Genomic DNA, 19,283 nt, shown 5'->3' with positions numbered 1-19,283 from the left:
CATGTCGCGCGCCGCGTTCTACGCGCCGATGAAATCGCCGCACAGCCCGATTCCCTCTGGCGATCGCGAAATGGCCCGCAACCTGATGCGGGTGTTGCAGCGCGCCGGGTACGAGCCTGATCTGGTCTCGGACCTGCGCATCTATGACAAGCGCGGCGATGCCGCCATGCAAAGCCAACTGCGCGCCAAGGCGCAAGACGAGGTCGCGCGCCTGATCCGTGATCTACCCGATGAGACCACGATCTGGGTCACCTATCACAGCTATTACAAATCCCCCGACCTGCTCGGCCCGGCGGTGAGCCAAGCGCGTGGTATCCCCTATGTGCAGATCGAAAGCACCCGCGCCAGCAGTCGCCTCACCGGTGCCTGGGCGGGGTTTGCGGGGGATGCGCATCGAGCCAGCGACGCGGCTGACGCCATCCTCTACGTCACCGCAAACGATCTGATCACGTTGGAGCGTGAACGCTTTGGCGATCAGAAATTGGTACACCTGCCCCCCTTTTTGCCGGATGAGGCGCTGCCGCCCGCCGCCTCGCTGGATGGCCCGATGCTGACGGCAGCGATGATGCGGGCAGGCGACAAGCTGGCCTCTTACACGCTCCTCGCCCAAACACTGGCCCTTTTAGAGGGCGACTGGCAGTTGCAGATCGCAGGAGACGGCCCCGCCCGATCTCAGGTCGAAGCCCTGATGGCCCCGTTCAGTGCCAAGGTGCGGTTTCTGGGCCAGCTTGACCCCGACGCCATGCGAGAGGCCTATCGCCGCGCGGCGCTGTTCTTCTGGCCTGGCGTGAATGAGGCGTTCGGCATGGTTTATCTCGAAGCGCAGGCTGCGGGCCTGCCGGTGGTGGCCCAGGATCGCCCCGGAACCCGTGACATCCTGTTGCCAGCAGAATACCCGGACCCAAGCGAAGGCCCGCAAGCGCTGGCGCGACGGATAAGACAGTTGCGCGAAACGCCTCAGATGCGGCGCGACCTGGGCGCACGTGCCCGCGCCATGATCGCGCGAACCCACCTGTTGCCCTCGGCTGCGGCCACCCTGCGCGATACGCTCGATGATCTGGTGAAAGGCTGACTCATGCCGAAACTTGCCCTTCTGCGTCATGGTCATACCGAATGGAACCGCGCAGGTCGCATTCAGGGGCGCAGCGATATTCCGCTGGATGACGAGGCGCGGGCAGCCCTGATGCAGTACCGCCTGCCAGAGCCATGGCAAGAGGCAACGCTCTGCTCAAGCCCGCTTGCACGTGCGGTCGAAACCGCCCGGATCGTCTCGGAACGAGATCCGGAGCCAGTCGCTGCGCTGACCGAGATGGATTGGGGCGACTGGGAGGGGCAGCGCGGTGTCGATTTGCTTGCCACGCCGGATAGCGGCTTTCGCCATATCGAGGACTGGGGCTGGGACTATCGCGCGCCGGGTGGTGAAAGCCCGGCCCGGCTGCGTGACAGATTGCATCCCTGGCTCAACGGGCTGGACCGCGACACGCTGGCGGTTTGCCATATCGGCGTGATGCGGGTGCTGCTGGCGCGGGCCTGGGGGTGGAATTTCTCCGGCCCCGCCCCGTTTCGGATCAAGCGCAACCGGCTTTATGTTCTGTCACTGCCCGATCTGACACCCGAACCCGAACCCATCCGCCTTCCGGCCAAGGGGACCCCGCAATGAAGTTGTTGATCGCCGTGACGCATCTGCTCGGCACCGGCCATCTGAGCCGCGCGCTCACACTGGGCCGGGCCTTTGGCGCGGCGGGGCATCAGGTCTTTCTGATCTCGGGCGGCATGCCCGCGCCGCAGTTGAACCATGACGGCCTGAACACCCTGAAACTGCCGCCCCTGCGCTCGGACGGGGTGGATTTCACCCGTCTGCTGGATGAGAGCGGACAAGCGGCCACGCCAGAGTATCTGTGCGCGCGCAAGGCCGCATTCTGCACGGCACTGCGCCAATTCGAGCCCGATGTCATCATCACCGAGTTGTTCCCATTCGGCAGGCGCATCCTCAGCGCCGAATTCAACGCCTTTCTCGATACTGCCGCAACGCTGCCCAAAGCTCCGGTGGTCCTCGCCTCGATCCGCGATATCCTTGCGCCGCCCTCGAAACCCGCCAAGGCCGAGAAGGCCGAACAGATCATCGCGCAGCACTATAGCGGCGTTCTGGTCCATTCCGACCCGACCTTGACACCGCTGGAGGTCAGTTGGCCCGTCACCCCCGCCCTGCAGGCCAAGCTGCATTACACCGGCTATGTCGCCCCGCCCCCCTCCGGCCCACATCCCGAGGGCGCGGGCCACGGCGAAGTGCTGGTCAGCGCGGGTGGCGGCTCGGTCGGGACACCGATCTATCGCGCGGCCCTCGGCGCAGCGGCGCTGACGCCCGATCTGCACTGGCGGCTGCTGGTCGGTGGTAAGGATGCCGCTGAGCGCATTGCGGTCTTTCAGGGCGAACATAGCCTGACAAATGTGACCCTGGAAAAAGCCCGCCCGGATTTCCGGCAAATGCTCCATCATGCCGCCGCCTCGGTCAGCATGTGCGGTTACAACACCGCGCTGGACCTGCTGCAGGCGGGCACGCCCTCGGTTCTGATTCCGTTCGATGAGGGTAACGAGGTCGAACAGGGGCTGCGCGCCGAAAGCCTTGCCCGCGAGTCTGCGATGGAGGTGCTGCGCAGCGGTGATCTGACCCCCGAAGCACTGGCCGCTTCGGTCCGACAGGTCACACGTCAGACGCCCCACACCGGGTCGACCGGCCAGTTCGACGGGGCAGCCTGCAGCGTCAAAATCGTCGAAACCCTGCTGGAGGCGCAGTTATGACACCGGACTGGAGCCCGCTCGACGCCGAACTGACCCGGTGGGAGCATGCAGGCCTGACCCTGCCGCTCTGGTGGCGGGACGATGATGCCACCGCACCCTCACCGGCACTTGACCGGCTGAACGATCTGTCCGTTGAAACCGGGCTGCCGGTGCATCTGGCCGTGGTGCCGGAGCCGGCGGTTCCTGCACTGGCCGCCTATCTCTCGGGGCGCAAAAACCTGATCCCGGTGGTGCATGGCTGGGCGCATCACAACCATCAGAAACCCGAAAGCAAGAAATCCGAGTTTGGTGCCGACCGGCCTGTCGAGGCCGCCTTGGCGGATGCCGAGCGCGGGCTGGCCCGGATGCGCGATCTGTTTGGGGATGATCTCTGCCCGATGTTCGTGCCGCCCTGGAACCGCATCTCGGACGCGGTGATCGCAGGGCTGCCGCCGCTGGGCTATCACATGCTGTCGACCTTCACGCCGCGCAAGGCGCTCGAGGCCGCCCCCGGACTGAACCAAATCAACACCCATCTCGACCCGGTCGACTGGCGCGGTACGCGCGGTCTCGCCGACCCGGATACGCTGATCGCTCAGGCCACGGCGCAGTTGCGGGACCGGCGCGAAGGGCGAACGGACAATGACGAACCTTATGGCCTGCTGACGCATCACCTTGTCCATGACGACGCGATCTGGCAATTCACCCAAGGTATGGTCACACGGCTGATCGATGGACCGGGCGTGCCGTGGACCGCGCCAAGACAATGAAGGACGCCAAGACATGAGCCGACTGGATTCGATGCTGCGCAGGCTGAGCGCCCAGCGCGACGGGCTGAACTGGGCGGCGGCGCAGATCGCTGGCAAGCCGGGCGAGGTGCTGGACATGGGGCTGGGCAATGGCCGCACCTATGACCACCTGCGCGAAATCCTGCCTGACCGCCGTATCCGCGTGATGGACCGGGTGCTGGCCTGCCATCCCTCCTGCACTCCGCCGGATGAGGATTTTCTGCAGGGCGAGGCTGAGGCGATGCTCATACGGCTTGCTGACGAGGGCGCGCGGATCGTCCTGGCCCATTACGATTTCGGACGCGGCATCAAAGAAGACGACGTGGCCGAGGCCGCTCGCCTCAGCCCCCTGATCGCGCGGGTTCTCGCCCCCGATGCACTGCTGGTGTCGGGCCAGCCGCTGGTCGGGTTCGAGCAGATCAGCGGACCGGACACGATCGCCAAGGATCGCTATCTCTTCTACCGCGCCTAAATTCGCCACAGGGGCCTATCGCCGCGCGCGATCAGCCTATATATGCCTGCCAACTCCCAGATGCCCCAGATTCCGAGGTGCCGCCATGAGCTTTGACCGCAACATCAAGATCGCCCCGTCGATTCTCGCCGCCGATTTTGCCAATTTCGGCGCCGAATGCGAGGCCATCGAGGCGCAGGGCGCGGATTGGGTGCATGTGGATGTGATGGACGGGCATTTTGTGCCCAATATCACTTTCGGTCCGGCCACCTGCGCCGCCATCCGCAAGCATATCAAGGGCGTGATGGACGTGCATCTGATGATCGCGCCAGTCGATCCCTATATCGACGCGTTTGCGCAGGCGGGTGCTGATGTCATCACCGCCCATGTCGAGGCCGGACCGCATATCCACCGCACCCTTCAGGCCATCCGCGCGACCGGCGCCAAGGCCGGTGTCGCGCTGAACCCCGGCACCCCTGCCGAGGCGGTGGCGCATCTACTGGACCTGACCGATCTGATCTGCGTGATGACCGTGAACCCCGGCTTTGGCGGTCAGAAGTTCATCGACATGAGCGCCAAGATCCGGGCGCTGCGGTCCATGATCGGCGACCGCCCGGTGCATATCGAGATCGATGGCGGCGTCGATGCCAAAACCGCGCCCTTGGTGGCGCAAGCCGGGGCGGATGTGCTGGTCGCGGGATCGGCGGTGTTCCGGGGTGGCTCGGTAGGTGATCCAACGGCTTATGGCGAAAACATCCGCAACATCCGCGCCGCCGCCGAAGGGGTCTATGCCTGAGCGTCGATCACGCCCCGGGCAACCCAATCGTCGAATATCTCAAGCGCGCGCGCGCTGAAAACCTCGTCATTGATATGGGCGTCCAGCGCATGCAGGTCGACGCTATCGGGCAGCGCCATCTCGATCTCATCGCAGAACGCAGCCAGCCCCTCGGCATCATGCAGATCGGCACCGGGCCGGTCCCATTCATTGCAGCCGCCGCGCGGCAACAGAAAGGCGACCGGCGCGCTTGCCTGCGCAAGCTTGCCCGCAAGGGCCTGCGCCATCTGCCGCCGCTCGCCCGTGTTAAGAACCGCCGAAGTCAGCAGCCGGTTATGGGCGTGGACGGGACGATCCCGGAAGTGTTCCGGCAAAGGCTGCCAGCCCACAACATCCACCAGATCATAACAGCCGGGCGCCACCAGCTGCGGGATGCCCGCGCGGCCCGCATTGGTCATCCGGTCCTTACCCGCCGAAAGGCCGCCGAACAGGTGGTTGGCCACCTCTTGCGGGGCGAAATCCATGACCGCAGCGAAAGCACCCTCGGCAGCGAGGCTCTCGAAAGCCCGCCCGCCCATGCCGGTGGCATGAAATACCGCCACCTCAAAGCCGCGCTCTTCCAGCGCCGGTTTCAGCGTCACCATGTAGCGCAACACGGTCTTGCCAAAGCTGGTCATGCCGATCAGCGGCCGGTCGCGTTTTGGCGGCTCGACCGCCCTTGCCGCGCCCAGAACTGCGCCTGCGGCTTGCGACAGTGACGCCTTGCAGATCGAATTCAACCCATAAAGCCCCCCGGCCCAAAGGATCATCTGCACATCCGCAGGCAGCCGCTCCGGCGGCATCAGCGGCGAGAATGACACGGTCGAGACGATGTATTTCGGCACGCCCACCGGCAGCGCGGCGCAGAGATCCAGCGCCAGATCGGTGCCCATCGTGCCACCCAGAACGATCACCCCATCGATCCGACCCGCACGATAAAGCTCCAGCGCCTTGGCAGCGGCCCCGGTCGCCATGATCTGCATCGCAGTGTTTTCATCGCCCGAGTCAATCGCCGCCTGAATGGAGCTTCCGCCCGCCTCGGCAACCTCATGTTTCGAGACATGCGTGGGCTTGGAGGGATCGCCCAGCACGCTCACATCCATCGACAGCACATCGCCGCCCTGCCCACGGATCACATCGGCGATATAGTGCAGTTCCTCATCCTTGGTGTCATAGGTGCCCGCGACCAGTATGGTTTTCATCCCGTCCCTCACAGCTGTATCCACGCGGTCTTGAGATCGACGAATTTGTCGAGCGCGTGCAGGGACTTGTCATGCCCGTTGCCCGATTGGCCAACCCCGCCCAGCGGCACGGTATTGTCCGCCCCGCCATAGGTGTTCACATGCACCACACCCGCGCGGATGCCTGCTACCATCCGATGTGCGCGGCTGAGGTCCGCGGTCCAGACCCCCGAGGCCAGCCCGAAATCGGTCGCATTGGCAAGACGCAGCGCCTCTTCTTCGGTATCGAAGCGGGTGACCGACAGGACCGGGCCAAACACCTCGCGCTGAAACAGCACCGCGTCGGGTTGCACATGGGTCACGATGGTTGGCGCCATATAGCTGCCACCGGTGCCCTCCAATATGCGTGTGCCGCCGGTGAGGATCTGCCCACCCTCGGCCTGTGCCATATCCATGAAAGAAAGGTTGCGTTTCAACTGATCTTCAGAATTCACCGCGCCGATCTGGCTGTTCAGGTTCAGCGGGTCGCCGACACGCAGCGCCTCAGCCTCGGCCTTCATTAGCGCAACGAACTCATCGTGAACGGATGCCTCGACCAGCAGCCGCGATCCGGCCACGCAGACCTGGCCGGAGTTGCGGAAGATACCCATGGCCGAAGCCTTCGCCGCCTTGGTCAAATCAGGCGAATCCGAAAACACGATATTGGGTGATTTTCCCCCAAGCTCCAGATAGATCCGTTTCAGGTTTGACTGCGCCGAGGCCTCCATCAACCGTCGCCCGGTCTCTCCCGAACCGGTGAAGGTCAGCACATCGACGCCCATCGACCGCGACAGCGCTGCACCAGTCTCAGACCCAGATCCGGTGATCACGTTCAGCACGCCATCGGGCAATCCGCATTCGGCGCAAATCTCGGCCAGACGCAAAAGCGACAGAGACGCGGTTTCCGCCGGTTTCAACACCACCGAATTGCCCATCGCCAGTGCGGGCGCCAGTTTCCACGCGCCAATCATCAGCGGGAAGTTCCAGGGCACGATGGCCGCCACGACCCCAACAGGCACGCGATGGACCAGCCCCAAGACATCCGGAGCCGTCGGCGCGACCTCACCCGCCACCTTGTCCAGCGCTTCGGCATAATAGCGGAAGGTACCCGCCGCCGAGCCGGGCTCGGCCTTGAACGCCATGTTGAACTCGGTGCCATTGTCGCGCACGCCGAGCACAGCCAATTCCAACGCCTCGGCCTCGATCCGGTCGGCGATGCGGTGCAGCACTTTCTTGCGCGCCGCCGGTGCTATCCGCGACCAGCGCCCATCTTGATACGCCGCGCGGGCCGAAGCCACGGCGCGGTCAACATCCGCCGATGACGCGCCTGCAAGCGTCGTCAGAACAGATCCGTCAATCGGCGAAGTAGCCGTGAGTGGCGTGCCCGTACCTTCTTGCCATGATCCTTCAAGAAAGAGTTTCTGCGGCGCCACATCAGCCCGCCGAAGCGCGTCGATGCTGTCTTGGTCTGCCATTCGGCCTCCTTCAGTTCCTTGCGGTCCCTCAGCACGCGCAGCACGTGAACCAGCAGAACGATGATGATGAGTAGAAACAGGATGAACGCGACGGGTCGGTCGATGAAATCAAGCGGCTCCTTGACCCGCGCCATGCCCGCGCGCAGCTTGACCTCCATAATGCCGCCCAGAACCATGCCGAGGATGATCGGCACGGCAGGCAGGGACAGTCTTTTGAGGACATAGCCAACGACGCCAAAGACCGCCGCAAGGATGCAGTCGATCACCGAATTGCGCAGGGAATAGACCCCGACAAAGCTGAGCGTCAGGATGCAGACACCCAGAAACCGGTTGGGGATGCGCACGACCTGAATCAGCGACTTGGTTGCCACCAGCAGGAAGATCAGCACCAGCACGTTGAGGATCAAAAGCGCCAGATAGAGCGCCACCACGAAATCCATCTGGTTCTGGAAGAGCCCCGGCCCCGGCACCACGTTATGGACGTAAAACACGCTCAACATCATCGCCGTCAGCGCCTCGCCCGGAATGCCCAGCGCCAGCAAAGGCACCATGGCGGCGGCGGGCACGGCATTGTTGGCGGTTTCCGCCGCGATCAGCCCCTCGGAAGAACCATTGCCGAAATCCTGCGGTCGTTTCGAGGTCTTTTGCGCATAGGTGTAGGACATGAACTGTGCCGTGAACTCCCCCACGCCGGGGATCATGCCCATCAGCACGCCGAAACTGGCCGAAACGCTGGCAACGCGCGGATGGCGACCCAGTTCCCGCAGCCCCTGAAACATACCGCCGCGCAGCTTGGTCAGGCGAATCTTCTCGTCATCCGAGGTGAGCAGGACAAAGGCCTGGGACAAGGCAAACAGCCCCAGCACCACCACGATCAGGTTGATGCCCCCCGACAGGAACGGCTGATCGAAAGTATAGCGCGAGGTGTATTTGACCGGCTCCAGCCCGATGGTTTGCAGGAAGATGCCAAAGCACGCGAGCGCCCCCGCGACCAACGATTGCCCGCGATGTGCGACCACCACCAGCAGGATGCCCAGCAACGCGGCGAGAAAAATCTCGCGCGAGCCGAACATCGGCGCGATCTTCGCCAGCACCGGGGCGAATAGGATCAGGCAGAGAACCGAAAAGATGCCGCCGAAAAAGGAGGCGGAATATGCCAGAGACAGGGCGCGGCGTGGCTCGCCGCGTGCAGTCATCGGATAGCCGTCATAGGTGGTCAGCGCATTGACCGCCGTGCCGGGCGTGTTGATCAGGATGGCGGGGATCGAGCCGCCATACATCGAGCTGCCATAGATGCCCAACAACACCGTCAGCCCGACGATCGGGTCCATCGAAAACGTCGCAGGCAGCAGGATCGCGATGGCAACCGCAGGACCGACGCCGGGTATCGCGCCAATCAGCACGCCGCCCACCGACCCTGCCAAGAGGGCCAGCGCCACGTCCCAGCGCATCAGGATTTCCATGGCGGACAGGATAAGATCCATCAGAGATACAGGATAAAGAAGCTGCGCAACGCGCCGGGAAGATACTCATAGATCGTGCCGCCGGGGATTTTGACGCCGAGCAGCGACTTGAACAGGATCACAACGGCAAAGGCGAACGCGACGCTGATCCACATCATCTGCCTGTCCCGATAGCCCATGCGCCAGGCCAGCGCGGGCACGAAGACCAAAGTGACCGGCAGATAGCCCAGCACCGGCACAAGCAGCACATAGCCCATGAACCAGCCGGTATATTCCAGCACGGTCAGCCATTTGCGCGCCTCCCACCAATCATAGCGGGTATTGTGCCACCACGGCAGACGATAGAGGTGCAGGCCCGCCAGCCCGACCATGCCCAACAGACCCACGGCGGGCCAGAATCGCGGCTGCGCAAAAAATTTCGACGTCTCCACCCATTGGGTCTGTGTGGTGATCTGGCTGATCAACAAGACCGACAGGCCGACAAAGCCCAGAGCAAAGATCAACTGACCGCGCCGGGGGCCGACGAAACGGCGTTCACGTTCGGATGGCATGAGAGGATGCGCCCCTGCTGGAGGGGCGGGCCAACGCGGCCCGCCCGATAGGGTTACTGAAGGATCTGGCCGATCCGGCCCATCGTGTCGATATCGTTGGAAATGCGCGTGGTGCTCTCATCCGCGCCCTGCCAATAGACCAGCGCGCCGGTCTCGGCAGCCACCTTCTGGGCGCGCTCGCTCATGACCGTTTCCTTGGCCACTTCGATGATCTTCTCACGCACGTCCTGCGGTGTGTCCTTGGTCACGAAGAGCCCGTTCCAGAGCGCGATGTTCAGCCCTTCGTCCAGCTCTCCAATCGCAGGCGCATCAGGCACCAGCGGGATACGCTCGTCGGTGATCGCGGTCAGAACCTTGACGTTGTCCAGACAGGGCAGGATCAATTGCAGGGTTGTGTTGATCACATCCGCATCACCCGAGGCCAGCGTATTGCAGTCCAGCGCATCGAACGCCGCGTCCGAACCCCATTCGAACCCTGCATTCTTGGCAAAGGCCTTGGTCACCTGCGTCGGCGTCAGCACATCCCCGAAATGGCCCAGCGCCACGTCGTTTTCCTTGGCATAAGCCGCCAGCTCTTCCATCGAGCTATAGGGCGCGTCGCCGCTGGTGGCGATCACGAAGGGATAGGTCAGGAAGATGCCCAGCGGGTCGAACTTCTCGGGCGTGAGCGGTGCGATATCGATCTGATGACCCATCACCGGCACCCCGATCACGAAAGACCCGATCGTGTAGCCATCAGCGGGCGCATTGGCCACCTCGATGGCGCCGGGGAACGGGCCACCGCCGCCACCGGGCTTGTTCACCACTGCAGCGGCCACGCCGTATTTCTCCTGAAAATCCTCGGCGATCATGCGGGTCAGCACATCTTCCAGATCACCCGGAGGCCAAGGCACGATGAAGTTGACCGGCTTTTCCGGGTACTCGGCCAGCGCTGCCCCAGCCATCAGGGCTAGGGCCGCCGCCGCGCCTGCAATCTTGGTCTTGAAAGTCATCGTTACCTCCGGGTCCTGTTGAGACGTTGTCGGTTCATTATTCGAACCATTGGTTTGAAATTAGATTGACAGGCCGCCCCCTCCTCTGTCAACACTTTCCACAACGGCGCGGGTCGGATGCCCCTGCCAAAGGATGAAACCGGATCGTCAAAAGGTGAAACCCGGAAATGGGCACGGTCTCTAAGGCACTGTCATTGCTGAGTTTATTCAACCATGGCCGATTGGAAATCGGCCTGAGTGACATCACGCGGCTGTCTGGAATGAACAAGGCGACCGTCTATCGGCTGATGAGCGAATTGCAGGCGCAGGGATTCGTTGAACAGATCGGCAACGACCGCGCCTACCGGCTGGGACCTGAGGTTCTGCGCCTTGCCGCCCTGCGCGAGGCAACGGTGCCATTGCTGTCGGTTTCACAGGATATCCTGCGGTATCTCTGCGAGAGCACCGGTGAAACCGCGCATATGTCCATCGTGCAGGGGCGCCAGTTGAACACCCTGACCCATGCCTACAGCCCGCAGCACGGCACCCGCGTCACCATGGACGATGCCGAGATCCTGTCCTTTCATGGCACCGGGTCCGGGCTGGCCTTCCTGAGCTTCGCCGAGGATGGTTTTGTGGACGATATCCTTGCGGGACCACTTGCGGTACATACGCCCCAGACGCAGACCGACCCGCAAAAATTGCGGGCCGCGCTGGCGCAGGCGCGTGCCCTTGGCATTGCCGAATCCATCGGCGGGTTCGAAGCGGATGTGCATTCCCACGCCGCGCCGATTTTTGGCCCCGACCAGCGCCCTATCGGCGCGCTCGCCGTGGCCGCGCCAATGTCGCGCATGACCGTCGACTTGAAATCCAGAATACGTCGCGAACTGAAAGCCGCCGCGCTTGATCTGACCCAGCGGATCGGGGGGTTCTGCCCGCCCGATTATCCTCAGGAGCAAGCCGCTTGAACCCCCGGGAGGGCCCCAATGAAAGACAGCAACTTCCTCAAGGAAATGAACGCCCGTTCGGTCTGGCACCCGATGGCGCATCCGGCCGACTGCCAGGCCAACCCGCCCACCATCGTCACCGGCGCCTCGGGCGTGCGGATCAAGGATATTGACGGGCATGAGGTCGTGGATGCGGTTGGCGGGCTGTGGAATGTCAATCTCGGGTTCTCCTGCGACCCGATCAAGGCTGCAATCACCGCCCAGATGGAGCGTCTGCCCTATTACTCGATCTTTCGCGGCACCACCAATGACACGGTGATCCAGCTGGCCGAGGAACTGCGTGACTTCTTCGAACCCGACGGGCTGAGCCGCGCCTTTTATACCTCCGGTGGGTCGGACAGCGTGGAAACCGCCCTGCGGCTGGCGCGGCAATATCATCAGGTTCGGGGCGAGGCGGGCCGTACCAAGTTCCTGAGCCTCAAGAAAGGCTATCACGGGACCCATTTCGGCGGCGCTTCGGTCAATGGCAATGCCAATTTCCGCTCCGCCTATGAGCCGCTTCTGGCGGGGTGCCACCACATTCCCGCCCCCTATACCTATCGCAACCCCTTCAATGAGAGCGACCCGGAGCGACTGGCGCAGCTTTGCCTCAGCATGCTGGAGGATGAGATCGCCATGCAGGGCGCAGGCAGCATCGCCGCCTTCATCATGGAGCCGATCCTGGGCGCGGGCGGGGTGATCCCGCCACATGAAAGCTTCATGCCCGGCGTGCGCGAGATCTGCACGCGACATGGCATCCTGCTGATCGCAGACGAGGTTATCACCGCCTTTGGTCGCACCGGCAGTTGGAGCGGATCGCGCCATTGGGGTGTGCAGCCCGACCTGATGTGCACCGCCAAGGCGATCACCAACGGTTACTTCCCCTTCGGCGCGGTGATGATCGCCGAACATGTGGCGCAGGTTTTTGAGCAGGACGAGACCGGCAAGGCCAATATCGGCCATGGCTACACCTATTCCGGCCACCCGGTCGGGGCCGCTGCGGCGCTGGCCTGCCTGGAAGAGACGATCCGGCTGGACGTGCCGACCAATGCGGCGGCGCGCGGGGCGCAGCTGTTCAAGGGGCTACAGGCGCTGCAACAGAAATACGAATTGATCGGCGATGTGCGCGGCGGCCACGGGCTGATGTGCGCGCTGGAGTTGGTCTCGGACCGCACAGCGAAGACACCGATCGATAAGGCAACCATCGGCAAGGTTCAGGACGCGGCCTATCAGGCGGGCGCCATGGTGCGCATGTCAGGCGCCAACCTGATCATGTCACCGCCGCTGGTGCTGACCGAGGCCGATGTGGACACGATCCTAACCGCGCTGGATGCGGGGTTTGCGAGCGTGTCCTAACATTTCAGATTTCAAGAACGATCTGATTGCGGATCTACTTGTCACCTTGGGCTAACGCCAACATAAGCTTGCGGGCGAGTTCATCCATCCGCTTTGGAGCGTGGAGATTGGTCGCAACTGCGACCACCAGGTCCCGCTCGGGATTAAGCACCAGAACGACGTACCACATGGTATTTGATCCATTGTGCCACACAATCGGACCTTTCTCGCCCGCATCCTCGATCGCCCATCCCAGGCCATAGTTGGAGGAAATCCGCGTTTGCATGGCCTGACAACTCGTCTGGGAAAGATATTCGGGCATGTAGCCAGCGCATGCCCGCAGGTGCATTTGTCCCCATTTCACCAGATCCGCCATGTTCAGGTGGATTGTTCCCGCCGGGCCCAACCATCTTGGATTGTCCGATGCCGGGCTTTCGGGCTGAACCGACCGCCGGAAGCCCAGCACCGATTGGTGCCCTCTGGCGGCATCTGACTGGGTTGGCGCGCCAAATCCCAAGCTCGTCAAGCCAAGAGGCGCGGCGATTTCGGACATTATGAGTTCTTCCCAGGACTCGCCCGTCACCTCCTCAACGACAAAGCCCGCAAGTACATAGCCGATGTTTGAATAATGAAACTCGCCACTTTTGCCCGGCAAAGGATCGCCCCACATCGCGGAAAGGACCGCGCGCCTTCCAGTGTGTGGCGCATATGCGAATGTTTCGCGGGTGACGTGGCCAGGCGCGTTTGCCGGCATGCCCGCCGAATGGCTCAGCAGTTGCCGCAAGCTGACTGTCCTCCAGTCGGGATGCAAGCTGTCCTCGTCGCGTGCAAGATACGTCCCGATTGGCGCATCCAAGGTCACCTCGCCCCTCTCGAGCAACCGCATCACCAAGGTCGACGTAAATGATTTGCTGATCGATCCGATATGCCAGGGCGCGTCATTCGCGACTTTGTCTGATCCACCTTTGGTGGTGGGCCCGGCGATCATCACCGTTGGCGCGTCTTGGCCCAAGGCATAGGCAACACCCAATGCGTATTCGGGATGCGCTTGCGCGGTATCATGAAAGATATCCTCAAGGCTCGTTTGCTGAGCGCTCAGGAGCGTCGGCAGGATTGCCGCCAATGATAGGCTAAACAAGCACGCGGAAGCCCAAACCATGCAGCCTAGGTGGAGAGTGCATGGGAAGAGTTCAATCCGGCTTGTAAAGAACGGCTTTTGCAAGCTTGGAGCCTGTCCTCGTCATTCAGTGACGTGGTGGCTCCAAGTCTCAGACAAAATAGACGTAGAAATCCCTGAGCGCGTCGCCTTCCATGTCGCGGGTTTTGCGGACTTCCTTTTGTTTCATATAGACGTGGTTTGCGACCAGTTCGAAGCCCACCGCCTGCGCCAGAGCGGTATCCCGTTCAAGATCAGCGACAGCACCCCGCAGGTCGATGGCGGTGCCTTCTTTGGCATCGGTATGGTCGAACCCGTCGCCGGTTTCCATCGGCGGCAATTGATGCCCGTTCTCGGCCCCCAGCCGCGCGGCATGCAGCACGGCGGCCACAGCGGTATAGGGGTTGGCCGAGGCGTCCGCCATCCGGTGTTCCAGCCGCGCCTTGTCGCCGCCTTCGGAGCTGATCCGCGTGGTCACGTTGCGATGATCGCCGCCCCAGTTCTGCCAGAAACCCGATAGCGATCCGGGCTGCAGCCGCAGATAGGAGTTCGCAGTTGGCGCGATCAGCCCGGCCAGCCCCTTGTGATGATGTAGCAAACCACCCAGACAGCCCCGCGCCAGATCGTTCATATGCTCCGGCCCGCCGCGCGGCCCGGAGGACAGTGCGTTACCGCCCGCCTCGTCGGTGAAAGAGAAATTGATATGCATCCCCGATCCGCCGCCCTCGGCAATGGGTTTGGGCATGAAGGTCAGCACGATCCCGTATTCCAGCGCGATCTCGCGCGCCATCAGGCGGAACAGTACGATATCGTCCACTGCCTTGACCGCATCGTCAAAGGTCAGCGTGTATTCGAATTGCGGGCTGTCGAACTCGGCGGTGATCATGTCGAGCGAAAAGCCCATCTCATCCGCCATTGCCCAGATCCGGTCATTGAACCGCAACGGGTCAGAATATGGCCCGGTGCCATAGACCACCCCGCCCGGCGCATCATAAGGCACCAACCGCCCGGCATCGTCCGCTTGCAGCGCGAACGCCTCCAACTCGATGCCGACCTTGGGGGTCAGCCCCTTGTCCTGCCAGGCCGCAACCGCGCGTTTGAGCGCCCCGCGCGGGCAGAGCGGCAACAGATTGCCCTCGTCATCATAAAGGTCACCCAGAACGATCTTGGTATCGGCGTGCCAACTGTCGCGGATATCGTCATGCAGCCATTTCAGCTCCATATCCGGCAAGCCCGCCTTGACCTTGGAGCCGGGCGCATCCAGCAGGTCCTTGTCGTAATGCGTCCCAAAGACCGACAGACAGAAACGTGTGCTGCTATCGGCGATCTTGGAATTGGGCAGGTATTTGCCCCGCATGATGCTCAGATGATCGCAGAACAGCGCGCGCAATCGGGTCTTCATGGTCCGGTGTCCTCCCTCTGGGTTCCTGCACAGCTTAGGCCAGAGTGACCGTCACCGGCAGTTCCTTTATGCCGCCCACGAAATTCGAGCGCAGAAACTTGTGCGGACCAGCGGGTTCAATTGCGCTGATCCGCTTTGCCAGTTCCTCAAACAACACCCGCACTTCCAGCCGGGCCAACCACATGCCAAGACAGACATGCGGGCCACCCTGACCAAAGCTCAGATGCCCTTTCGGGTTGCGGGTTAGATCAACGCGGAACGGATCATCGAAGACCGCCTCATCGCGATTGGCTGAGGCCCACCAGTACAGCACCTTGTCGCCCTCGCGGATCGTCTTGCCATGCATCTCGACATCCTGGGTGGCGGTGCGGCGGAAATAGAGCGCAGGTGTGGCCCAGCGGACGATCTCATCCGGCGCGGTGTTCCAGATGTCGCCCCCCACCTGCATCTGGGCCAGCAGTTCCGGCTGGTGGCACATGGCCTGAATGCCACCCGCGATGGAATAGCGCGTCGTGTCATTGCCCGCCGCCACCACGAGGCAAAAGAAGTTGCGGAACTCGGTATCACTGATCACTGAGCCGTCCTTGGCCGGTTGCAGGATCATATGCAGCACGCCCGAAGTGTCGCCGGATTTCTCTTTCGACGCCATCAACTCCTTGGCATAGGCATAAAGCTCGGCGCCCGCAGGCGAGTTGAAGGGCATCATGCGGAACTCATCCGTTTCCAGCTTGTCCAACACGTGGGTCGTGAAATCGGGATCGGTATTCGCGATCAGCGCATCGCCTTTTTCCACCAGCCAGGGCAGGTCGTCGTCCGGCAGGCCGACGATACGGCCCAGCATCCGCATCGGCAATTGGCGGGCGATTTCCTTGGTGGCGTCGAAGGTCCCCTGCTCAAGCACCTCATCGAGGATATCGACACAGATCTGGCGGATATCCTCCTCATACTGCGCCATCGTGGTGCGCGAAAACGCCTTGAACAGCTTCATGCGGGTCTGGCTGTGTTCCGGCGGGTCGGTTTCCTGAAAGGTGCGGCGGGCCAGATATTCCTCGTAACTCTGGTCCTCCATCCGGATGCCCCGCGCTGAGGAAAACACCGCTGTGTTCTTGTTCATCTCGCAGATATCGGCATGCCGGGTCACCGACCAGAAATCCTGCCCGTCGGCATATTCGGTCCAGTGCAGGGGATCGTCGCGCCGCAACCGCGCAAAGGTGATGTGCGGAGGGCCGTTCACAAAAGCATCATGGCTGGTCAGATCGGCATAGCCATCGTCGTTTGGCGTCCAGACTGTCATTGACGTCTTCCAAAATCCATTAACATGTGTATATTATTGGATGCTATAAATATGTAAATGAAAAACTTGGGCGCGAAATCATGCATTTGGCAATCCTGATGACCAACACGGATGAAAGCGCCTTTGCGCAGCAGCATCCCAAGGACGGCGAGAAGTTCACCGACCTCGTTCACTTGGCCCGCCCGGATTGGACCACCGAGGTTTTCCCGGTGAAGGATGGCGTTTTCCCCGATGATCTGTCGCGGTTTGACGGTGCGATGATCACCGGCAGCCCGGCCTCAGTTCGCAGCGATGCGGAGTGGACGCGACAGCTTCTGGATTTGATCCGTGTCCTGCATGGGCAAGAGATGCCGATCTTTGGGGCCTGTTTCGGCCATCAGGCCATCGCGCTGGCCCTTGGCGGTGCGCTGGATGACAATCCCGAAGGTTGGGTGCATGGGCTCACGCCGAACGAGATCGTGGGGCGGGAAAGCTGGATGGGCTGCCTGCCCGACCGCATTCACCTTTATGCCAGCCACAAGGAACAGGTGAGCGCGCTGCCCGAGGGCGCGCGCAATCTCACGGTCTCGGCGCAATGCATGACATCAGGTTTCGCAATCGGCACCCATATCTACACCACCCAGCACCATCCCGAGATGAGCCCGGGTTTCATCGCGGCATTGACCGAGGAAATGGCGCCCCTGCTGGGCGCCGAGCTTACCCAGCGCGCGCGATCCTCTCTGACGCAGAAAGCGGACCAGCGAGGCTTTGCGGAAAGCATGGCGCAGTTTTTTGAACAGGCCCGCACGGGTTAGACCGGGCAAAGCGCCTCGGTACACCTTGATCACTCACCCCAAAGCGGCCAGCAGGTCCATCACCGTGACCTGATCAAATTGCACATGGCGCGCCATGCGCTCTTCGGCCTCGTCGCGCTTGTGGTCCAGGATCAGCGTCGCGATCTCGCGATGCTCCTTTGCCGAGGTGTCGATGGAGCCGGGATAACGGTAGCGCGCGCGGTAATAGGCCAGCAGCTTGCGGGCATGGGTTTTGATCATCTCGACCAGATAGGGGTTGCACGCGCCCAGTGCGACGCATTCGTGAAAGCGCAGGTTCAGCCGGTAATAGCCATAAGCGTCGTCATCACCCTTGTCGCGGGCATGGGCCTCGCAGGCCGCAACCACGGCCTCAAGTTCCGCCGCCTGAGCCGCCGACATGCGCCGCGCCGCTAGGCCTGCCGCCTGCCCTTCGAGCCGCGCATGCACTTCGAGAATGGCGAGGAACTCTTCCAGCGTGGGCTTGAACAGGACCGCCCCCTTGCGCGGCAGACGCCGGATCAGGCCCACGGTTTCCAACTGGATGAACGCCTCGCGCACCGGCGTACGCGACACGTTGTGGCGCGCCATCAGCGCGGCCTCTTCCAGAACATCACCGGGGTCGAGCCGCCCGGCATCGATATCCGCCAGCACCGCGTTCAGCACCTGTTCGGTTTGGCCCGCCATTTGTCCTCGTGTCCTCTGCCGCGCCAACCTAGGCGGCTGAGAGGATTTCCGCAATCCGCCAACTCGGGGCTGGACCACAAGCCAAGTCCTTGATTAGGTTGGCCCGAGGCAGAGTTTCGCAGGCTCCCATCGCAGCGGTTCAGTCCAATGAACTCAGGGAGACCAGCTATGTGTGACGTATGCGTGATGAACACGGTAAAGGACCGGATGCTCTCGCGCCGTTCCTTCTTCAAGGGGGGCGCGGCGGCTGCGGCGGGTGCGGCTCTGGCGACAGGCGCAACAACGCCGGCGCTGGCCATGGGGCATGGATCCGTCGTCGACATGACCCATGTCTACGACGCCGATTTCCCGACCTATTTCGGCGCGCCGGGCATTTCGACCGAGCAACCGTTCAATTTCGCCGATAACGGCTTCAACCTGTTCAACCTGACCGTCAACGAACATACCGGCACTCATATCGACGCCCCGCTGCACTTCTCGGCTGATGGACATGCGGTGCACGAAATCCCGGTCGAAAACCTCGTGGCCCCGCTCTGCGTCGTGGATATCGCCGCGCGGGCCGCCGAGGATGCCGACGCGCAGGTTACACCCGATGACCTGAAGGCCTGGATCGACGCCAACGGCCCGATCCCGCCGGGGGCCTGCATCGCGATGCATTCGGGCTGGGCCGGAAAGACCGGTAGCGAGGGCTATCGCAATGTGGATGACGAGAAAAAGATGCATTTCCCCGGCTTCCATGTGGAAGCGGCGCAGATGCTGATCGAGGATGGCAATGCCGGGGCGATGGCGGTCGACACCCTGTCGCTGGACCACGGTCCATCGGCGGATTTTGCCACGCACTATGCCTGGCTTCCCACCAATCGTTATGGCATCGAGAACCTTGCCGGGCTGGAAAACGTCCCCGCGAGCGGTGCCACGCTGATCGTGGGCGCGCCGACCCATCGCGGCGGCTCGGGCGGGCCTGCGCGGATTCTGGCGCTGGTCTGATCGGGCCCTCACCGAACCGGAGATAAAGGTAACGACAGTCCTTGTGGATCGCGAGGCTTGCGCCCGCTGCAAGGCGGGCATTCCGGAACGGGCCTTTTCCCCTTCGCGGTTGCAGCATAAATTTGCTGCAACCG

The 19,283-nt window shown here is 62.5% G+C and carries 19 protein-coding genes; 10 read left to right on the top strand and 9 right to left on the bottom strand.

Going from position 1 to position 19,283, the window contains the following annotated elements; genetic code table 11:
- Window position 1: 1 nt before the first annotated feature.
- The 6 genes from AB1E34_RS04570 (at window position 2) to rpe (ending at window position 4,813) form a co-directional block, all read left to right on the top strand.
- Window positions 2–1,072 carry a glycosyltransferase family 4 protein gene (locus tag AB1E34_RS04570; RefSeq protein WP_372571155.1) on the top strand — a complete coding sequence of 357 codons (1,071 nt, stop codon included), beginning with the start codon at window positions 2–4 and terminating at the stop codon, window positions 1,070–1,072.
- 3 nt (window positions 1,073–1,075) lie between these two features.
- Window positions 1,076–1,660, top strand: coding sequence for a histidine phosphatase family protein (locus tag AB1E34_RS04565; protein WP_372571154.1), 585 nt, complete (start codon window positions 1,076–1,078; stop codon window positions 1,658–1,660).
- The gene (locus tag AB1E34_RS04560; protein WP_372571153.1) at window positions 1,657–2,799 is read left to right on the top strand and encodes a glycosyltransferase family protein; all 1,143 of its coding nucleotides are present in this window, start codon (window positions 1,657–1,659) and stop codon (window positions 2,797–2,799) included. The genes AB1E34_RS04565 and AB1E34_RS04560 overlap by 4 nt, the downstream gene beginning before the upstream one ends.
- Window positions 2,796–3,548: a polysaccharide deacetylase family protein gene (locus tag AB1E34_RS04555; protein WP_372571152.1), complete on the top strand. Its 753-nt coding sequence runs from the start codon at window positions 2,796–2,798 to the stop codon at window positions 3,546–3,548. Before AB1E34_RS04560 ends, AB1E34_RS04555 begins: the two co-directional genes overlap by 4 nt.
- Before the next feature lie 13 nt (window positions 3,549–3,561).
- On the top strand, window positions 3,562–4,038 hold the full coding sequence (locus tag AB1E34_RS04550) for a class I SAM-dependent methyltransferase (protein ID WP_372571151.1): 477 nt from the start codon (window positions 3,562–3,564) through the stop codon (window positions 4,036–4,038).
- A gap of 85 nt (window positions 4,039–4,123) precedes the next feature.
- Window positions 4,124–4,813, top strand: a complete 690-nt coding sequence (gene rpe / locus AB1E34_RS04545; protein ID WP_372571150.1) for a ribulose-phosphate 3-epimerase — start codon at window positions 4,124–4,126, stop codon at window positions 4,811–4,813.
- Here rpe and AB1E34_RS04540 read toward each other — a convergent pair.
- The 5 genes from AB1E34_RS04540 to AB1E34_RS04520 are packed head-to-tail and all read right to left on the bottom strand — an operon-like array spanning window position 4,804 to window position 10,532.
- Window positions 4,804–6,033, bottom strand: coding sequence for a Tm-1-like ATP-binding domain-containing protein (locus AB1E34_RS04540; protein ID WP_372571149.1), 1,230 nt, complete (start codon window positions 6,031–6,033; stop codon window positions 4,804–4,806). The genes rpe and AB1E34_RS04540 overlap by 10 nt on opposite strands.
- 8 nt (window positions 6,034–6,041) lie before the next feature.
- A complete protein-coding gene (locus AB1E34_RS04535) occupies window positions 6,042–7,484 on the bottom strand; it encodes an aldehyde dehydrogenase (RefSeq protein ID WP_372571432.1) in 1,443 nt (480 codons plus the stop codon).
- On the bottom strand, window positions 7,391–9,010 hold the full coding sequence (locus tag AB1E34_RS04530) for a tripartite tricarboxylate transporter permease (RefSeq protein WP_372571148.1): 1,620 nt from the start codon (window positions 9,008–9,010) through the stop codon (window positions 7,391–7,393). The genes AB1E34_RS04535 and AB1E34_RS04530 overlap by 94 nt, the downstream gene beginning before the upstream one ends.
- Window positions 9,010–9,540, bottom strand: coding sequence for a tripartite tricarboxylate transporter TctB family protein (locus tag AB1E34_RS04525; protein WP_372571147.1), 531 nt, complete (start codon window positions 9,538–9,540; stop codon window positions 9,010–9,012). Before AB1E34_RS04525 ends, AB1E34_RS04530 begins: the two co-directional genes overlap by 1 nt.
- Before the next feature lie 53 nt (window positions 9,541–9,593).
- Window positions 9,594–10,532 carry a tripartite tricarboxylate transporter substrate binding protein gene (locus tag AB1E34_RS04520; RefSeq protein ID WP_372571146.1) on the bottom strand — a complete coding sequence of 313 codons (939 nt, stop codon included), beginning with the start codon at window positions 10,530–10,532 and terminating at the stop codon, window positions 9,594–9,596.
- A 167-nt stretch (window positions 10,533–10,699) separates the two neighbouring features.
- Between AB1E34_RS04520 and AB1E34_RS04515 the strand changes: the two genes are divergently transcribed.
- On the top strand, window positions 10,700–11,479 hold the full coding sequence (locus AB1E34_RS04515; protein ID WP_372571145.1) for an IclR family transcriptional regulator: 780 nt from the start codon (window positions 10,700–10,702) through the stop codon (window positions 11,477–11,479).
- Between the two features lie 18 nt (window positions 11,480–11,497).
- Window positions 11,498–12,853, top strand: coding sequence for an aspartate aminotransferase family protein (locus AB1E34_RS04510; protein WP_372571144.1), 1,356 nt, complete (start codon window positions 11,498–11,500; stop codon window positions 12,851–12,853).
- A gap of 34 nt (window positions 12,854–12,887) precedes the next feature.
- Here the strand turns inward: AB1E34_RS04510 and AB1E34_RS04505 are convergent, their stop codons facing one another.
- The 3 genes from AB1E34_RS04505 to AB1E34_RS04495 all read right to left on the bottom strand — a co-directional run bounded on the left by AB1E34_RS04505 (window position 12,888) and on the right by AB1E34_RS04495 (window position 16,684).
- Window positions 12,888–13,991 carry a serine hydrolase domain-containing protein gene (locus AB1E34_RS04505; RefSeq protein ID WP_372571143.1) on the bottom strand — a complete coding sequence of 368 codons (1,104 nt, stop codon included), beginning with the start codon at window positions 13,989–13,991 and terminating at the stop codon, window positions 12,888–12,890.
- 109 nt (window positions 13,992–14,100) lie between these two features.
- Window positions 14,101–15,390, bottom strand: coding sequence for a type I glutamate--ammonia ligase (locus AB1E34_RS04500; RefSeq protein WP_372571142.1), 1,290 nt, complete (start codon window positions 15,388–15,390; stop codon window positions 14,101–14,103).
- A gap of 34 nt (window positions 15,391–15,424) precedes the next feature.
- Window positions 15,425–16,684 carry a cytochrome P450 gene (locus tag AB1E34_RS04495; RefSeq protein ID WP_372571141.1) on the bottom strand — a complete coding sequence of 420 codons (1,260 nt, stop codon included), beginning with the start codon at window positions 16,682–16,684 and terminating at the stop codon, window positions 15,425–15,427.
- Between the two features lie 80 nt (window positions 16,685–16,764).
- Here AB1E34_RS04495 and AB1E34_RS04490 point away from each other — a divergent pair, with 80 nt between their 5' ends.
- Complete coding sequence (locus tag AB1E34_RS04490) at window positions 16,765–17,478, top strand: type 1 glutamine amidotransferase (protein ID WP_372571140.1); 714 nt, start codon at window positions 16,765–16,767, stop codon at window positions 17,476–17,478.
- A 33-nt stretch (window positions 17,479–17,511) separates the two neighbouring features.
- On the opposite strand, the gene AB1E34_RS04485 is transcribed toward AB1E34_RS04490, so the two are convergent.
- The gene (locus tag AB1E34_RS04485) at window positions 17,512–18,162 is read right to left on the bottom strand and encodes a GntR family transcriptional regulator (protein ID WP_372571139.1); all 651 of its coding nucleotides are present in this window, start codon (window positions 18,160–18,162) and stop codon (window positions 17,512–17,514) included.
- 168 nt (window positions 18,163–18,330) lie between these two features.
- On the opposite strand from AB1E34_RS04485, the gene AB1E34_RS04480 reads away from it, so the two are divergent.
- Window positions 18,331–19,149: a cyclase family protein gene (locus AB1E34_RS04480; protein WP_372571138.1), complete on the top strand. Its 819-nt coding sequence runs from the start codon at window positions 18,331–18,333 to the stop codon at window positions 19,147–19,149.
- Window positions 19,150–19,283 lie beyond the last annotated feature (134 nt).

Source organism: Ruegeria jejuensis (assembly GCF_041537905.1).
Classification (GTDB): domain Bacteria; phylum Pseudomonadota; class Alphaproteobacteria; order Rhodobacterales; family Rhodobacteraceae; genus Ruegeria_C.
Note: the sequence above shows the minus strand (reverse complement) of the source record. Positions and strands in the feature narration are given on the sequence as shown.

Coding starts and splice junctions, on each gene's coding strand:
- AB1E34_RS04570 (WP_372571155.1), top strand. CDS start 2: ATGTCGCGCGCCGCGTTCTACGCGCCGATGAAATCGCCGCACAGCCCG.
- AB1E34_RS04565 (WP_372571154.1), top strand. CDS start 1,076: ATGCCGAAACTTGCCCTTCTGCGTCATGGTCATACCGAATGGAACCGC.
- AB1E34_RS04560 (WP_372571153.1), top strand. CDS start 1,657: ATGAAGTTGTTGATCGCCGTGACGCATCTGCTCGGCACCGGCCATCTG.
- AB1E34_RS04555 (WP_372571152.1), top strand. CDS start 2,796: ATGACACCGGACTGGAGCCCGCTCGACGCCGAACTGACCCGGTGGGAG.
- AB1E34_RS04550 (WP_372571151.1), top strand. CDS start 3,562: ATGAGCCGACTGGATTCGATGCTGCGCAGGCTGAGCGCCCAGCGCGAC.
- rpe (WP_372571150.1), top strand. CDS start 4,124: ATGAGCTTTGACCGCAACATCAAGATCGCCCCGTCGATTCTCGCCGCC.
- AB1E34_RS04540 (WP_372571149.1), bottom strand. CDS start 6,033: ATGAAAACCATACTGGTCGCGGGCACCTATGACACCAAGGATGAGGAA.
- AB1E34_RS04530 (WP_372571148.1), bottom strand. CDS start 9,010: ATGGATCTTATCCTGTCCGCCATGGAAATCCTGATGCGCTGGGACGTG.
- AB1E34_RS04525 (WP_372571147.1), bottom strand. CDS start 9,540: ATGCCATCCGAACGTGAACGCCGTTTCGTCGGCCCCCGGCGCGGTCAG.
- AB1E34_RS04520 (WP_372571146.1), bottom strand. CDS start 10,532: ATGACTTTCAAGACCAAGATTGCAGGCGCGGCGGCGGCCCTAGCCCTG.
- AB1E34_RS04515 (WP_372571145.1), top strand. CDS start 10,700: ATGGGCACGGTCTCTAAGGCACTGTCATTGCTGAGTTTATTCAACCAT.
- AB1E34_RS04510 (WP_372571144.1), top strand. CDS start 11,498: ATGAAAGACAGCAACTTCCTCAAGGAAATGAACGCCCGTTCGGTCTGG.
- AB1E34_RS04505 (WP_372571143.1), bottom strand. CDS start 13,991: ATGGTTTGGGCTTCCGCGTGCTTGTTTAGCCTATCATTGGCGGCAATC.
- AB1E34_RS04500 (WP_372571142.1), bottom strand. CDS start 15,390: ATGAAGACCCGATTGCGCGCGCTGTTCTGCGATCATCTGAGCATCATG.
- AB1E34_RS04495 (WP_372571141.1), bottom strand. CDS start 16,684: ATGACAGTCTGGACGCCAAACGACGATGGCTATGCCGATCTGACCAGC.
- AB1E34_RS04490 (WP_372571140.1), top strand. CDS start 16,765: ATGCATTTGGCAATCCTGATGACCAACACGGATGAAAGCGCCTTTGCG.
- AB1E34_RS04485 (WP_372571139.1), bottom strand. CDS start 18,162: ATGGCGGGCCAAACCGAACAGGTGCTGAACGCGGTGCTGGCGGATATC.
- AB1E34_RS04480 (WP_372571138.1), top strand. CDS start 18,331: ATGTGTGACGTATGCGTGATGAACACGGTAAAGGACCGGATGCTCTCG.